This window comes from Streptomyces sp. ActVer (assembly GCF_027270795.1).
GTDB lineage: Bacteria > Actinomycetota > Actinomycetes > Streptomycetales > Streptomycetaceae > Streptomyces > Streptomyces umbrinus_A.
The window spans coordinates 1-14680 of record NZ_JAPWHT010000254.1 but is presented as its reverse complement, the minus strand read 5'-3'; the positions used below and the strand labels follow the sequence as shown (position 1 = coordinate 14680).

16 protein-coding genes and 1 pseudogene are annotated in these 14680 nt (G+C 70.4%); 5 read left to right on the top strand and 12 right to left on the bottom strand.

Annotation, left to right across the window (positions count from 1 at the left end; translation table 11 throughout):
• Both O3Q52_RS32975 and O3Q52_RS32970 read right to left on the bottom strand, forming a co-directional pair.
• Positions 1-427 (bottom strand): annotated as a pseudogene (locus O3Q52_RS32975) (hypothetical protein); the annotation flags it as partial.
• A 133-nt stretch (positions 428-560) separates the two neighbouring features.
• A complete protein-coding gene (locus O3Q52_RS32970; RefSeq protein ID WP_269652338.1) occupies positions 561-950 on the bottom strand; it encodes an arsenate reductase family protein in 390 nt (129 codons plus the stop codon).
• 145 nt (positions 951-1095) lie between these two features.
• Between O3Q52_RS32970 and O3Q52_RS32965 the strand changes: the two genes are divergently transcribed.
• Positions 1096-1479 carry a DoxX family protein gene (locus O3Q52_RS32965; RefSeq protein WP_269652337.1) on the top strand — a complete coding sequence of 128 codons (384 nt, stop codon included), beginning with the start codon at positions 1096-1098 and terminating at the stop codon, positions 1477-1479.
• Positions 1480-1596: 117 nt separating this feature from the next.
• On the opposite strand, the gene O3Q52_RS32960 is transcribed toward O3Q52_RS32965, so the two are convergent.
• Entirely contained in the window at positions 1597-1992 is a 396-nt protein-coding gene (locus tag O3Q52_RS32960; protein ID WP_269652336.1) for a hypothetical protein, read from the bottom strand.
• 274 nt (positions 1993-2266) lie between these two features.
• On the opposite strand from O3Q52_RS32960, the gene O3Q52_RS32955 reads away from it, so the two are divergent.
• Complete coding sequence (locus O3Q52_RS32955) at positions 2267-2575, top strand: hypothetical protein (RefSeq protein WP_269652335.1); 309 nt, start codon at positions 2267-2269, stop codon at positions 2573-2575.
• Positions 2576-2674: 99 nt separating this feature from the next.
• On the opposite strand, the gene O3Q52_RS32950 is transcribed toward O3Q52_RS32955, so the two are convergent.
• A complete protein-coding gene (locus tag O3Q52_RS32950) occupies positions 2675-3859 on the bottom strand; it encodes a winged helix DNA-binding domain-containing protein (RefSeq protein ID WP_269652334.1) in 1185 nt (394 codons plus the stop codon).
• Positions 3860-4160: 301 nt separating this feature from the next.
• Between O3Q52_RS32950 and O3Q52_RS32945 the strand changes: the two genes are divergently transcribed.
• Complete coding sequence (locus O3Q52_RS32945; RefSeq protein WP_266740535.1) at positions 4161-4439, top strand: hypothetical protein; 279 nt, start codon at positions 4161-4163, stop codon at positions 4437-4439.
• A gap of 82 nt (positions 4440-4521) precedes the next feature.
• Here O3Q52_RS32945 and O3Q52_RS32940 read toward each other — a convergent pair whose 3' ends face one another.
• The 3 genes from O3Q52_RS32940 to glnA form a co-directional block, all read right to left on the bottom strand.
• On the bottom strand, positions 4522-5100 hold the full coding sequence (locus tag O3Q52_RS32940) for a hypothetical protein (RefSeq protein ID WP_269652333.1): 579 nt from the start codon (positions 5098-5100) through the stop codon (positions 4522-4524).
• A 2-nt stretch (positions 5101-5102) separates the two neighbouring features.
• Complete coding sequence (gene htpX / locus O3Q52_RS32935; protein ID WP_269652332.1) at positions 5103-6038, bottom strand: zinc metalloprotease HtpX; 936 nt, start codon at positions 6036-6038, stop codon at positions 5103-5105.
• A gap of 194 nt (positions 6039-6232) precedes the next feature.
• Positions 6233-7642 (bottom strand): type I glutamate--ammonia ligase, encoded by a 1410-nt coding sequence (gene glnA / locus O3Q52_RS32930; protein WP_266740538.1) that lies wholly within the window; start codon positions 7640-7642, stop codon positions 6233-6235.
• A 199-nt stretch (positions 7643-7841) separates the two neighbouring features.
• On the opposite strand from glnA, the gene O3Q52_RS32925 reads away from it, so the two are divergent.
• Positions 7842-8309: an RDD family protein gene (locus O3Q52_RS32925; RefSeq protein ID WP_269652331.1), complete on the top strand. Its 468-nt coding sequence runs from the start codon at positions 7842-7844 to the stop codon at positions 8307-8309.
• A 116-nt stretch (positions 8310-8425) separates the two neighbouring features.
• On the opposite strand, the gene O3Q52_RS32920 is transcribed toward O3Q52_RS32925, so the two are convergent.
• The 4 genes from O3Q52_RS32920 to lipB form a co-directional block, all read right to left on the bottom strand.
• A complete protein-coding gene (locus tag O3Q52_RS32920; protein ID WP_269652330.1) occupies positions 8426-9127 on the bottom strand; it encodes a DUF4191 domain-containing protein in 702 nt (233 codons plus the stop codon).
• Positions 9128-9184: 57 nt separating this feature from the next.
• On the bottom strand, positions 9185-9385 hold the full coding sequence (locus O3Q52_RS32915; RefSeq protein WP_055611120.1) for a hypothetical protein: 201 nt from the start codon (positions 9383-9385) through the stop codon (positions 9185-9187).
• Positions 9386-9688: 303 nt separating this feature from the next.
• The gene (gene lipA, locus O3Q52_RS32910) at positions 9689-10654 is read right to left on the bottom strand and encodes a lipoyl synthase (protein ID WP_200398735.1); all 966 of its coding nucleotides are present in this window, start codon (positions 10652-10654) and stop codon (positions 9689-9691) included.
• A 283-nt stretch (positions 10655-10937) separates the two neighbouring features.
• The gene (lipB, locus tag O3Q52_RS32905) at positions 10938-11735 is read right to left on the bottom strand and encodes a lipoyl(octanoyl) transferase LipB (RefSeq protein WP_269652329.1); all 798 of its coding nucleotides are present in this window, start codon (positions 11733-11735) and stop codon (positions 10938-10940) included.
• A 259-nt stretch (positions 11736-11994) separates the two neighbouring features.
• Here lipB and O3Q52_RS32900 point away from each other — a divergent pair, with 259 nt between their 5' ends.
• The gene (locus O3Q52_RS32900) at positions 11995-13434 is read left to right on the top strand and encodes a hypothetical protein (RefSeq protein ID WP_055616296.1); all 1440 of its coding nucleotides are present in this window, start codon (positions 11995-11997) and stop codon (positions 13432-13434) included.
• Positions 13435-13631: 197 nt separating this feature from the next.
• On the opposite strand, the gene O3Q52_RS32895 is transcribed toward O3Q52_RS32900, so the two are convergent.
• The coding region (locus O3Q52_RS32895) for an FAD-dependent oxidoreductase (RefSeq protein WP_269652328.1) at positions 13632-14680 on the bottom strand (1049 nt) is incomplete at its 5' end.

Genomic DNA, 14680 nt, shown 5'->3' with positions numbered 1-14680 from the left:
GCTGGTTGGTGCCGCCGCCGGCCGCCAGGTACACCTGGTCGAAGCCGGGGCCGGCGGCGGGGTCGGCGGCGGCGGGCGGGGCCGGCTCGGCGGGCGTCCCCTGGGGCGCGCCTGCCTGCGAGGACTCGCCGACCTCACACCCGGAGGCCTCCTGCTGGACCTTGATCTGGGCGATCACCGCTTCCCGGTTGGCGATCCGCGCCTCGGACTGGGCGTCCGGGCTGGTGCGCTGCCCCTCGATGAACTTCTCGTTGTTGCCGAGAGCGGTGGCCAGCCCGTCGCAGACCACGGAGGACTGCGCGACCGGAGCGTTGGTGCTCGCGTTCGAGGTGGCGGCGAAGGCGAAGGCCCCGCCGCCGGCCACGGCCGCGGCGCTCACCAGCAGCGCGATCTTCTTCTTCGGACCGAGAGTTCTCCTGCGTGACATGAACGGCTCCTGTCCCCGGCCACCCCTGACGGTGGCTGTCCCGGCCACCCCTGGCGGTGACCGTCCGCCGCTATGTACGAGATACCGAACGGAGTTACTCAGCAGTTCACACGAGTCACCTAAGTAACGTAGATCACACAGGAGTTGAGGGATCCTCATCTTGACTTCGGCCCAACGCGTCCCGTACGGCCTCGTCCGTGCGTGCCACCACGGCGGTTCCGTCCTCCGCGGTGATGATCGGCCGCTGGATGAGCCGAGGGTGCTCCGCCAGCGCCGCGACCCACCGCTCCCGCGAACCGGCGTCCCGGGCCCAGTCCTTCATCCCCAGTTCCTTCGCCACCGCCTCCTGGGTCCGGGTGATGTCCCAGGGCTCAAGACCGAGCCGCTCCAGGACCTCCCGGATCTCGGCCTCACTCGGCACGTCCTCCAGGTACCGCCGAACCGTGTACGCGGCCCCCTCCTCGTCCAGCAGATTGATGGCGCTGCGGCACTTCGAGCATGCCGGATTGATCCAGATCTCCATGCAGCACAAGGTATGCCCGGCCGCTTCGCCCCCCGGCTCACGGGTGGGGCCTGCCATGTCACAAATCTCCGCCGTCCGGCGTCTCCATGCCCGAACCCCACCGGAGAGGTGGAGCGGAGATGCCGAGCAACAGGAGCGTGACCCCATGAACCTCGCATTGTGGATCTGTGCCGGACTGCTGGCCGCGGTGGCCCTGGCAGGCGGCATCAGCAAGGCGTTCGTGCCCAAGGAGACACTGGCCGCGACCCACGGCGGGGGATGGACCGAAGACGCCGGCGCCGGCTTCGTCAAAACCCTCGGCGTCCTCGAACTCCTGGCCGCGCTGGGCCTGATCCTGCCCGCCGCACTCGACATCGCCCCCGTCCTGGTGCCGGTGACCGCCGCCTGCTGGGTCCTGCTGATGATCGGCGCGATGGTCACCCACGGCCGACTCGGCGAATCCAGGTTCGTACTCCTGAACCTGACCTACCTCGCACTCGCGGCATTCATCGCCTGGGGCCGCTTCGGCCCCAACTCGTTCACGGGCTGACGGGCTGACGGGCTGACGGGCTGACCGGCGACGGCAGCCACCCGGCTGCCCGGGGTCTTGTGCAGCCGGCCGCAGTTCCCGCAGGACCCTCGGCCCGGGCGGAGTTCGGCGTGCCGCTCAGTAGCCGGGCGGGATCCGGTCCTGCGGTTCGTCGGCCACCGCCACCCCACCGTCCTCCGGCTGCACCCCACCGTCCTCCGGCTCCGCCGCTCCGTCCTCCAGCCGCGCCCGCTCGGCCACGGCCGGGTCGGTCGAGTCCGAGACCAGCTCCGCGACGCGCAGGGTGCACTCCCACTCCGTCAGCCTGCCCTTGATCACCACCAGGTACGACTCCTGGTCGGCGAAGCGGTACACGTGGCGCCGCTTCTCGACGATGGCTTTGCTCGGCAGATATGTGTGGAGGGCGGCACGGAGCTCCTCCAGCGCCTGTTCCTTCGTCTCAAGCCCACGACGGATGAACTCGGTCCTGTACGTGTCGCTGTAGTACTGCACGATCACGACCCAGTTGCCCATGCGCCCTCCCCTCGACCGGATCGCCAGTCAGCCACAGCTCGGCCGCCGGGACAAGAACGACGCAGGGCGAGGGGTGACTCTGTTCGAATTGGTGCCGCCTCACGAACATCTCGCAAACCATGTGTGACACGGCGCCAATTGCCTTGCCCACCTGGGCATTTGCTGGACGTCCTGGGCTCGCTGATTGTCAGTGGTGGCCGGTAAACTATAAGTAGTGTTCGAGGGGGCCGCCGGAGACGCCGGACGGTTCCCTGATCGCGACAGGAGGATGCCTGTGCCCGCTGCCGCACTCAGCCCGCTGCCCACCCAGTCCACATCCAAGAGGGCGGTCCTGCTCGACCTGCCGTACGAGCCGGTCGAGAAGCGCCCGCTGCCACCGGGCCGCCCGCGCGACTGGTACGTGACGCACAACCGCCGTCTGAAGGCGATGCGACTCGCGATCGCCCTCCTCGACTCGGGTGTGTACGTACCGAACCAGGTCCGCAACGAGAAGATCCGCAGCACGGCCCAACTCATCGGGATCCACCCGCCGTCGGACACCACGTGCCACATGGTCCGAGCCCTGATGAGGTACGCCCGCTGAGCTCACACCCGGTGCGCCGCCCGCTTGTCGGGGCGGGCGGCGCACCGGGTCGTGGCCCTGTGACAGGCCGCGAGTCGGTGAAAGCGACGGCTTTCGACGTCAGGCCGACGCCAACTCCCGTTCCAGCGGCGTCCGGAAGCGCGGTGTGACCCTGGTCGGGCCCACCCAGGCGTGCAGCCGCCCCGCCCCCGCCTCGATCGCCGTCCGCGCCTCGCGGCCCACACCCCCGGTGTCCAGCAGCCGCCAGGCGATCTCGCCGTCGGGCCGCTGGGCCCACCCGCCGACGATCCGCCCGTCCCACCACACGGTGGGCCCGATGTTCCCGCTGCCGTCGAAGAGCGCGGACCGCAGCTCCGGCGGGCAGTACCAGTCCCGCTCCTGCCAGCCCATGGCCGTCGGATCCAGCCCGGGCAGCAGCGCGGCCCACGGCTCGGCCGCCCCGACCGGCTCCACGGCGTCCGCGAGGACGTGCCCGACACCCTCGTCCACCGACACGGTCACCGCCCCGACCGCCTTGAGCGCGGCGCGTACGTCAGTGACCTTCCAGCCCGTCCACCACTTCAGGTCCGCCTCCGTGGCCGGCCCGCACGCGCCGAGCCATCGCCGCATCAGCTCCGCCTGCGCCTCTGCGACCGGCAGTTCGGGGGAGGGAGGGGCCACCGCCCACCGGAACTGCGTGGACGTCCACGAGCCCAGCGGCCGCCCCCGTACGACCCGGCCCTCGACGCCCAGCACCCTCCACAGCCGGGAGGAGACGGTGTGCACGCCCTCGTAGCTCTTCCCCGCCGCGTACACGAACTGTTCCCTCAACCGGGGCTCGTCCTGGGCCAGTTCCACCGCGGTGGCCTCCCCGCGGCGGGCCAGCGCGGCCAGCGCCGACGTCTCCACCTCCGCGAGCCACTCCGCGTCCGGTGCCCCCGCCTTGGCCATGTCCTTGATCAGCGCGGCGCGCGCCCGTGCGGCGACGGTGAGCCCGGTGGAGGCGTGCACGACCGGAACGAGCCCGGTGGGGAACACGAACACGGTGTGCCGCATGCCGTGCATCCGCAGCAGCGTCCGGTCCTCGTACAGCGCGCGTTCCGTCTCCGGCACGGTCTTCGCCGCGTCCGCCAGGCGCGCGCCGACGGCGAGGAAGACGCTCGCGGGATCCGTCCCGTGCAGCGCCACCAGCGACTCCGCGACCTCCTCCGGCGAGTCCGCCCGCGCGGCCCCGGCCAGCCGATGCCCGACAGCCAGCCGGGCCCGCCGCTCCGCCACCTCGATGTACCGCAGCTGTCCGCTCACTCGACCCCCTGTGTCGCTCCGTAGCCCTGCCCTGCCCTGAACTGTCTTGCCACGCCCTGCACTGTCCTGTCCCGGCCCCGCCCTGTCCCGCCCCTGGATTCTCGCTCCGAGTGTCGATTTTGTTCGACTTCAGGAGTTCTGTGAGCGTTCGCCCTCCGATGCTGGCGTTATTCGTTTCCGTCGGACAGGCATCACCCGGCATCCTGAGGGCTACTCTCAACGCACCGACGGACGGGTGCCCGCCCCCAGCGCCGCGTCGGACATCTCAAGGTCCCACCACCCACGCACAAGGAGACCCATCATGGGTACCTTGATCATTTTGGCGATCCTCGCTCTGGTCGTCCTTGGTTTCAACAACCCGCTCTGGTGGTTCGCCGGGGCGGCCCTGCTCTACCTGCACTTCCGTTACGGCCGCACCGGCCAGGGGCCGACGGGTTCCTCGTCGCCCCGCGGGGCCGGCTCGTCGGCACGCGGCGACAACGACTACCGCGCGTACCGCCAGCGCCGTGACCAGCAGGCCAGGTGGGAGCGCCGCTACCGCCGCGAACGCCCCTGGATGACCCGCCAGAAGCGGAACTAGCCCGCCCGGAGACAGTCCCGACCGGAGGCAGCCCCGCCCGGAGACAGGCCGGGCGGGGAACCGGCCCGCGGGAGGGGAGCGGCTAGCCCAGGCCCGGCGCTCCCCACAGCGGGAACCACCGGCCCAGGTCCTGTTCCACCCGCAGGTCGTTCCCGAGGGCCGCCCTGACCTGCAGCTCCAGCGCGTTGTCGCGCCGCCGGCCGTCACCGGGCAGCGGAGCGAACGGGTAGAAGGTCCCGCGCTTGTAGAGATAGACGAGCCCGAGCCGCCGCCCGTCGCCGTGCTGGAACCCGACGACCGAGCACAGCAGTTGCGGGCCGAACCCGCTGCCCTCCAGCGTGCTGTTCACCGCGTGCAGATCGCCGACGAGCGCGGGCAGATCGTCCGGCTCCCGCCGAGACACCAGCCAGGTGTACCCGTAGTCGTCCCGGCTCACCTCCACCGGCGGCTCCGAGTCCGCGTCGAGCAGCTCCCGCACTTCCTCCCGTACGTCGTCGAAGGCGGCCCCCTCGACGGACGCGAAGCACACCGAACCGTGCCCGGTCGGCGTGAACCCGGCCGCCGCCTCCAGCGTCACGGCGGCCGACGGCAGCCCGAAGAGCTGGTCGAGATCGGGCGCGACGGGCCTGCTGCGGCCGAGGAGGATGTCGAGGAACCCCATGCTCAGCCCGCCTTCCCGGGCGCCGGCGCCTCACCCAACTCGCCGGAGATACGGCCGAGTTGATCAAGCCGGTCCTCCAGACTCGGGTGCGTCGACAGCAGGGAGGAGAAGAGCTGCAGGCCGCCCGGCGCTGCACCGAACGCGGGCGTGAAGTAGAAGGCGTTGAAGGCCTGCGCGGTCCGCAGATCACGCGTGGGGATCTTCGCGATGTCCCCGGTCAGCTTGGTCAGCGCGGAGGCCAGCGCCGAGGGACGCCCGGTGAGCATGGCCCCGGCCCGGTCGGCGGCCAGTTCGCGGTACCGGGACAGGGCCCGGATCAGCAGGAAGCTGAGCGCGTAGACGGCCGCGGACACCGCCATCACCGTCATCAGGACGACGACCGTGTTCTGGTCCTTCCGCCCCCGCCCGCCGAACACCTGCGAGTAGAGGGTGAAGCGCACGACCAGCCCGGCGAGTACGCCCAGGAACGAGGCCACGGTGATCACCGCGACATCGCGGTGCGCCACGTGCGACAGCTCATGGGCGAGTACGCCCTCCAGCTCGGCGGGGTCGAGGCGGCGCAGCAGCCCGGTCGTGACGCAGATCGCGGCGTGGTCGGCGTTGCGCCCGGTGGCGAAGGCGTTCGGCATCTCCATGTCGGAGACGGCGACCACGGGCTTCGGCATGTCGGCGGTCGCGCAGAGCCGGTCGATCACCCCGTGCAGCTGCGGATACTCCTCGCGCTCGACGACCCGCCCGTGCATCGCGTACAGCGCGATCCGGTCCGAGAACCAGTACTGCGCGCCGAGCAGCGCCGCGGCGATCACCACGACCAGCACCCAGGACTTCAGCAGCACGATCAGCACGGCCACGAAGGCCACGTACAGCAGCCCGAGCAGGAACAACGTGATGCCCATCCGCGCGGTCAGTCCCCGGTCGGCCCGGAAGCGGCTCTGCATAGCTATCACCTCGAAATCGGGCACTCGTCCCGATTCCAGTGTGCACCCGGGCCTTTCCACGAATTGATCTGGATCGGCCCTCCACCAGGCAAAGAACGACAAAGCCCTGTCACTGCCCGAGGGCGGTGACAGGGCTTTCGTCAGCTGTTCGTCAGCCGTGACGCGCTACGCGCACGTGTCGGTCACGGAGTCGATCACACGTCGTAGTACAGCTCGAACTCGTGCGGGTGCGGACGCAGCTGCAGCGGAGCGATCTCGTTGGTGCGCTTGTAGTCGATCCACGTCTCGATCAGGTCGGGCGTGAAGACGTCGCCCGCGAGCAGGAACTCGTGGTCGGCCTCAAGGCGGTCCAGGACGGCCGGGAGGGAGGTCGGGACCTGGGCAACGCCCGCGTGCTCCTCGGGAGCCAGCTCGTAGAGGTCCTTGTCGATCGGCTCGGCCGGCTCGACCTTGTTCTTGATGCCGTCGAGGCCCGCGAGCAGCAGCGCCGAGAAGGCGAGGTACGGGTTGCCGGAGGAGTCGGGCGCGCGGAACTCGACGCGCTTGGCCTTCGGGTTCGAGCCCGTGATCGGGATACGCATGGCCGCGGAACGGTTGCGCTGCGAGTAGACCAGGTTGATCGGGGCCTCGAAGCCCGGGACCAGGCGGTGGTACGAGTTCACCGTCGGGTTGGTGAAGGCCAGCAGCGACGGGGCGTGCTTGAGGATGCCGCCGATGTAGTAGCGGGCGGTGTCCGACAGGCCCGCGTAACCGGCCTCGTCGTAGAACAGCGGGTCGCCGTTCGTCCACAGCGACTGGTGGACGTGCATGCCCGAGCCGTTGTCACCGAAGATCGGCTTCGGCATGAAGGTCGCGGTCTTGCCGTTGCGCCAGGCGACGTTCTTCACGATGTACTTGAAGAGCTGGAGGTCGTCGGCCGCGGCGAGCAGCGTGTTGAACTTGTAGTTGATCTCGGCCTGGCCGGCGGTGCCCACCTCGTGGTGCTGGCGCTCGACCTGGAGGCCGGACTTGGCCAGCTCCAGGGAGATCTCGGCACGAAGGTCGGCGAAGTGGTCGACCGGCGGGGTCGGGAAGTAACCGCCCTTGTAGCGGACCTTGTAACCGCGGTTGTCCTCGATGGCGCCGGTGTTCCAGGCGCCCGCCTCGGAGTCGATGTGGTAGAAGGCCTCGTTCGACTTGGTGTCGAAGCGCACGCTGTCGAAGACGTAGAACTCGGCCTCGGGGCCGAAGTACGCGGTGTCGGCGATGCCGGTCGACGCGAGGTACGCCTCCGCCTTCTTCGCCACGTTGCGCGGGTCACGGGAGTACTGCTCGCCCGTGATCGGGTCGTGGATGAAGAAGTTGATGTTGACCGTCTTGTCGCGGCGGAAGGAGTCGACGCGCGCGGTGGACAGGTCGGCGCGGAGCGCCATGTCGGACTCGTGGATGGCCTGGAAGCCGCGGATGGAGGAGCCGTCGAAGGCCAGTTCCTCGGTCGGGTCGAAGGCCTCTGCCGGCAGCGTGAAGTGCTGCATCACACCCGGCAGGTCGCAGAAGCGGACGTCGACGAACTTGACGTCTTCGTCCTTGATGAACTTCTTGGCCTCGTCGGCGTTCTGGAACATCCAGCTCCTCCTACTCCCGACCATGTCCGACCGGGGTGGTAGTTCGTTCGTGCGGCCAGTGCGGTGGCACACGCTGATCCCGACCTTAGGGACGGGTGATTTCTCAAGCGTGACCCATTTGTTTCGCCCAAGTTAACCGGACCGGGCCGGGAACACCCCACCTGTACGCATGCCAAAACGGGCGCAGTACCGTGGAGGCGTGGACAACAGGCAAGCAATCGGATCGTGGCTCTCCGGACCCCGCGCGGCCGCGGAGGAAGCCGGTGCCGACTTCGGATACCGCGGCGAGCAGCTGGGTCTGCCCGAGTCGGGCCCCGGCTCGATCGCCCGCCCCGGGCGCCGTCTGGCGGCCCTCGCCGTCGACTGGGGCCTGTGCCTCTTGATCGCATACGGCCTGATCACCGACGGCTACGGCCAGGCGACCGGCAACTGGGCGCTGGCCGTCTTCTTCGTCGTGAGCGTCCTGACCGTCGGCACGCTCGGCTTCACCCCGGGCAAGCGCCTGTTCGGCCTCCGCGTCCTCGCCCTGGACACCGGCACGGTCAACCCGCTCCGCGCCCTCCTGCGCACGGTCCTCCTGTGCGTCGCCCTCCCGGCCCTGATCTGGGACCGCGACGGCAGGGGACTGCACGACCGCCTGGCCCGCACGGTCGAGGTCAGGATCTGACGACCCTGGCCGGTGGATCTGACAGATCCCGGCCCGTACGACGATGGGGGCGCCCGGAGTGATCCGGGCGCCCCCATCGTCGTACGCGGAGTGTGTCTTCGTCGTACGGGCGTGTGTCAGCGCATCTTCGGGCCGCCGCGCGGCATCCGCATTCCCTTGGGCATCGGGCCCTTCGGGAGGGGCATGTTGGACATCAGGTCGCCGAGCGCGCGCAGCCGGTCGTTGGTCGCGGTGACCTGGGGGCCGGACAGGACCCGGGGCAGCTTCAGCATCGTCGTGCGGAGCTTCTTGAGCTCGACCTGGCCCTCGCCCGTGCCGACGAGGATGTCGTGCACCGGCACGTCCGCGACGATGCGGGCCATCTTCTTCTTCTCGGCGGCCAGCAGGCTCTTCACCCGGTTCGGGTTGCCCTCGGCGACCAGGACGATGCCGGCCTTGCCGACGGCCCGGTGGACCACGTCCTGGCTGCGGTTCATCGCCACCGCCGGGGTGGTCGTCCAGCCGCGCCCGATGTTGTCGAGCACCGCGGCGGCCGCACCCGGCTGGCCCTCCATCTGCCCGAACGCCGCACGCTCGGCCCGGCGTCCGAAGACGATCGCCGACGCGAGGAAGGCGAGCAGGAGGCCGAGAATGCCGAGATAGATCGGGTAACCGACCAAGAAGCCGATCGCGAGAAAGACACCGAGGGTGCCGATTCCGACAGCCGCGAGTACAAGACCGATCATCTTGTCGGCCTTGCGGGTCATCTTGTAAGTCAGGGCGATCTGCTTGAGTCGCCCGGGGTTCGCAGCGTCCGCTGCGGATTCCTTCCTCGCCATGCCGTGAAGTCTACGTGGCGCGGGAGGCGCCGACGACGGCGGTGCCGGGTCGGCGGCTCAGTGACGGCCGCTGAGGCTCTTCTCGATGACGAGCTGTGCCTCGACGCGGTCCTTGGCGCGGCGGCGGTCCTCCAGGACGGAGGTCCAGGCGTTGCGGCGGGCGGTGCGCTGGCCGCTGCTCAGGAGCAGTGACTCGACGGCACGGAGTGCATCGCCGAACGACGGAATCGGTGTGGCGCGTACGGGTGCGGTCTGCATGGTGGAGGTCCCCCCTCGGGATGGCGGCTCTGGCTAGGGCTCTACGTGGCGTAAGACCAGGGTCACTGAATGGTGTTACCAGGGCGTGACCGACCGGTCAAACGCCAATGAAGCCTTGATGCGCGGGCCGAAAACACTGACGCGGCCCTGATGGGGTCCCCATCTGCGGGGACGGTCAGGACCGCGTCGTATTGGCCACTACCGGTGGGTAGTTGCTTGTGCTCGGATTCACACACCGAGGGTGGCACTGCGTGCCATCCCGCAGGTCGCGCAACGTGTCGCGCGACCCCCTCCCGCCACGTCTCAGACGGCCTGCGAGGCGACGTACGAGCCGCGCTTCTCGATCGCCATCTGGTACAGGCGGCCCGCGCGGTACGAGGAGCGGACCAGCGGGCCCGACATGACCCCGGAGAAGCCGATCTGGTCGGCCTCCTCCTTCAGCTCGACGAACTCGTGCGGCTTGACCCAGCGCTCCACGGGGTGGTGGCGCACGGAGGGCCGCAGGTACTGCGTGATGGTGACGAGCTCGCAGCCGGCCTCGTGGAGCTGGCGCAGCGCCTCGCTGACCTCTTCGCGGGTCTCGCCCATGCCGAGGATCAGGTTCGACTTCGTGACCAGACCGTAGTCACGGGCGTCCGTGATGACCTTCAGCGAGCGCTCGTAGCGGAAGCCCGGGCGGATGCGCTTGAAGATGCGCGGGACCGTCTCGACGTTGTGCGCGAAGACCTCCGGCCGGGAGGAGAAGACCTCGGCCAGCTGCTCGGGGACCGCGTTGAAGTCGGGGGCGAGGAGCTCGACCTTGGTGGGGCCGGTCTCGCGGTTCGCCGTCTGCGCGTGGATCTGGCGCACGGTCTCGGCGTACAGCCAGGCGCCGCCGTCCTCCAGGTCGTCGCGGGCGACGCCCGTGATGGTCGCGTAGTTGAGGTCCATGGTGACCACGGACTCGCCCACGCGGCGCGGCTCGTCACGGTCCAGGGCCTCGGGCTTGCCCGTGTCGATCTGGCAGAAGTCGCAGCGCCTCGTGCACTGGTCGCCGCCGATGAGGAACGTGGCCTCGCGGTCTTCCCAGCACTCGTAGATGTTGGGACAGCCTGCTTCCTGGCAGACCGTGTGCAGGCCCTCGCTCTTCACGAGGTTCTGCATCTTCGTGTACTCGGGGCCCATTTTCGCCCGGGTCTTGATCCACTCGGGCTTGCGCTCGATGGGGGTCTGGGCGTTCCGGACCTCCAGGCGCAGCATCTTGCGTCCGTCGGGTGCGACTGCGGACACATCGGCTCCCTGTAGCTTCGATTCTTCGGCGTACACCAGGGTACGCCCGTTCGCTTCTCGGCCCCCGGGGTGGGCAACCTTCGGGAACGGGGGTGCATTCCCGGGGGTTTTTCTCGCCCCCGCCGCCCTTACCCGTCCCATCCTTCTGGGGCTCCGCCCCAGGGCCCGTGGAGTGTGTTTTCGGGTGCGGGTTCGTTGTGGCTGGTCGCGCAGTTCCCCGCGCCCCCAAAGACCTGGGGGCGCGGGGAACTGCGCAGCGGGGGTTCGGGTGCGGGAAAAGCCCCTACACCACCGCCCGCTCAACCTCCCGCGGCCTCAGCTCCGCGTTCGCCAGAACATCCCGCAGATGCCGCTCAGCCACCGGCAGGACCTCCGCGATGGTGAGGTCGCGGCCCAACTCGTGGGCCAGCGACGTGACGCCCGCGTCACGGATGCCGCAGGGGATGATCTTGTCGAAGCTGGATGTGTCGGGGTTCACGTTCAGCGCGAAGCCGTGCATCGTGACGCCCTTGGCGACCCGGATCCCCATGGCGCAGATCTTCCGGTCCTCACGCCGCTGCCCCGCGTTGGACGGCGCGTACTCGGGCCCGTTGAGCCGAGGATCGAACTCCTCGTCCGCGAGCCGGGGATCGAAGTCGAGGGAGAGCCCGCCGAGAGAGGGCCGCTCGGCCACCGGGTCACCGAGGACCCAGACACCGGCGCGCCCCTCGACCCGGCTCGTCTCGACACCGAACTCCGCGCAGACCCGGATCATCGCGTCCTCAAGGCGCCGGAGGTGGGCGACGACGTCAACGGGGCGAGGAAGTTTCTGGATCGGGTAGCCGACCAGCTGCCCCGGCCCGTGCCAGGTGATCTTGCCGCCACGGTCCACGTCGACGACGGGCGTGCCGTCGAGGGGCCGCTCACTGTCCGCCGTGCGCCGTCCCGCCGTATAGACCGGCGGGTGTTCCAGGAGCAGACAGGTGTCGGGGATCTCGTCCTGGAAGCGGGCCGTGTGTACACGGCGCTGCTCGTCCCAGGCCTCCTGGTACTCGACGGCGTCCGCACCGAACCCCATGCGGACGAACCGCAACTCACTCACGGCAAGCGCCTCCCTGGAAGAGTCGTAAGGCTCATAACAGCCTCACGCCACTGTACGTCCGGTCGAACCTCGTCAGCCCTGGGGGCAATCCTCACACGATCGGATGAATGCGTGTCGAAGTGTGCGATCGGGTGCTTACGGACCGCTACATTCGCGCCGTTCACGAGGCTTTCAAGGGCTGCTCAAGGCATGGCGGCCGACCTCGCCCGGGCCTGTTCCCGCAGGCCCCCAGCCCGGAAGGCAGGAGTTCGCACCGCAGATGACGGAACGACCCGCGCAGCGCACCCCCAACCGTCAGCTCGCCGCACTAATCGCAGAAGCGGGGTTCTCCAACGCGGGGCTAGCCCGCCGAGTGGACCAGCTCGGCCTCGAACACGGGCTCGATCTCAGATACGACAAGACATCCGTGACCCGCTGGCTGCGCGGCCAGCAGCCAAGAGGCACCACACCCGCGCTGATCGCCGAGGTCTTCACCCGCCGCCTCGGCCGCCGTCTCACCGCCCAGGACCTCGGACTCGACGCGTGCGCCCCGGTGTACGCCGGGCTCGAATTCGCGGCCACCCCCGAGGAGGCCGTCGACATCGTCGGCGGTCTGTGGCGCAAGGACTCCGGCAGTCACGCGGAGCTCCGCAAGATCGCGTTCACTCCGGCGGGGCTCGTCGTGCCCAGCCGGGACTGGCTGATCGGCCGGGCCGACGACCGGGTGGGCCGCGGCGACCCCGGCGCCGTACGGATCCCCGTACAGGGCCGCCCGGCCGTGCCCCGGCAGCGCGCGCAGACCGAACGCGGCCCCGGGCAGCGGGTGACCGCGGGAGACATCGCGGCGCTGCGCTCGGTCGGGGAACTGTTCCGCACGCTCGACAACGCGTACGGCGGAGGGCACGCCCGGCAGGCTCTCGTGCGGTACCTGGAGCACGAGCTGGAGCCGATGCTGCGCGGCACCTACGGGGAGCAGACGGGGCGCCGCCTGTTCGCCGCCGCGTCCGATCTGACCCGGCTGGCGGGCTGGACCTCGTACGACATCGCCGCGCACGGACTGGCCCAGCGGTACTTCGTGCAGGCGCTGCGGCTGTCGCAGGCGGCGGGGGACCGGGCGTACGGCTCGTACGTGCTCGTGACGATGAGTCGGCAAGCCGTCTATCTGGGGCACGGCCGGGAGGCGGTGCAGCTGGCCCGGGTCGCCCAGCAGGGCGTGGGCTCGTCGGCCCCGCCCGTCGTCCAGGCGCTGCTGTACGCGGTCGAGGCGCGGGGACACGGGGTGCTCGGCGAGGTGCGGGCGGCCACGGCCTCGCTGGTACGGGCCGAACGGGCCCTGGAGACCGCCCGGCCCGGTGACGAAGTGCCGTACTGGGCGCGGTTCTTCGACGAGGCGCAGCTCGCGGACGAGTTCGGGCACTGCCACCGTGATCTCCAGCAGTACCGGGCGGCCGCGCAGCATGCCGAGCGGTCCCTGCAGTTGCGGGCCCCCGGGTATGCGCGCAGCCGTCTCTTCTGCCGGGTCGTCCTGGCGTCGGCGCGGCTCGGGCTCGGCGAGCTGGATCAGGCTTGCCAGTTGGGTGCGGAGGCCGCTACGCAGGCTTCGGAGATGCGGTCGGTGCGGGCGGTCGAGTATGTGCGGGACTTCGAGCGGCGGCTCGAGCCGTACAAGGATGCGGCGCCGGTCAGGGGGTATCGCGACAAGGTCGCTGCGCTTGGCTGAACGGCACCACAGGAAGGGTTGTCTTGAGGCTGCGGGCCGGTGGGGGCCGGTCGCGCAGTTCCCCGCGCCCCTGACGGGACCTGCGGAGCCGCATGCCGATCACCCCCGCGCCCCTTTGGGGCGCGGGGGACGGGGCGCGTGGATGGGGAGGAGGTCCTGCCCCGCGGCGGGACCTCCGCCCCCTGGCTCTCGTACGCCTACGCGGCGGTCGAGGCCGTTAAGGGGGTTGCCGTGGGTGCCGAGTTGACGCCCAGGTCTGTCAGGAGGGCGGTGGCCGCCCGGTGGCCCGAGTGGAGGGCGCCCTGGACCGTGCTGGTGTCGCGGTGGTCGCCGCAGACGTACAGACCGGCGAGGAGGCGGACCGGGCGGCGGAGGTCGTGCGGGGGCGGCATCGCGGGGACCGCGTCGGGGGTGTGGTGGACCGCGAGCAGCTCCCAGCGGTGCGTGGCGGTGCCGTAGAGGGCGGCCAGGTGGGCGCGTACGGCCCGGTCCGTGTCCGCTGGGGGTGCGCCGAGGATCGTGGACGAGATCAGGGCGCGGCCCACGGGGGCGCGGGTCGGGTCGACCTGACTGATGACCGAGGTGTGGGCCACCGGACCCCGGCGGTCCGCGTCCAGCAGCAGCGCGGGCTCGACCAGAGGTGCCTCGTCGGCCGTGTGGTGCACCACGGTGAGCTGGTGGAACGGCGGCACCCGCAGGCCCGGCAGCAGCTCGGCGGCGGCGTGGGCGTCGGTCGCCACCAGGATGGCCCGGCAACGGAGTTCGCCGTGGTCCGCCGTCGTCACGGAGGTCGTGGACACGGATGTGACCCGTACCCCGGTGCGGACCGTCCCGGGCGGCAGGGCTGCCGCCAGCAGCTCCGGCAGCGTGTCGGCGCCGCCCTCCGGGACGCACAGGCGGCCGGAGGCGAAGGCGCGGAGCGCGAGGTCCGCGCACCGGCTGGACGTCGTCAGATCCGGGTCGCAGAGCAGCGCGGCCAGCAACGGGCGCAGAAAACCCTCGACCGTACGGGCCGGCATGCCGCGGGCCGCGAGCGCGCGCCCCGCGGGCCTCTCGGGCCGGGCCAGCAGCCGTTCCACGGGGACGGACGCGATCCGTCCGAGTGCCGCGGCGAGCCGGGCCTGGTCGAGGGCGCCGCCGAGCGGCGGAAACGCCCGCGACACGGGCGGCACGGCGGCCGCCGGTATCTGCCTGACCCTGCGAGGGGGGCTCACCAGGGCGCGCGCCGCGTCGAGTGCGAGATCGG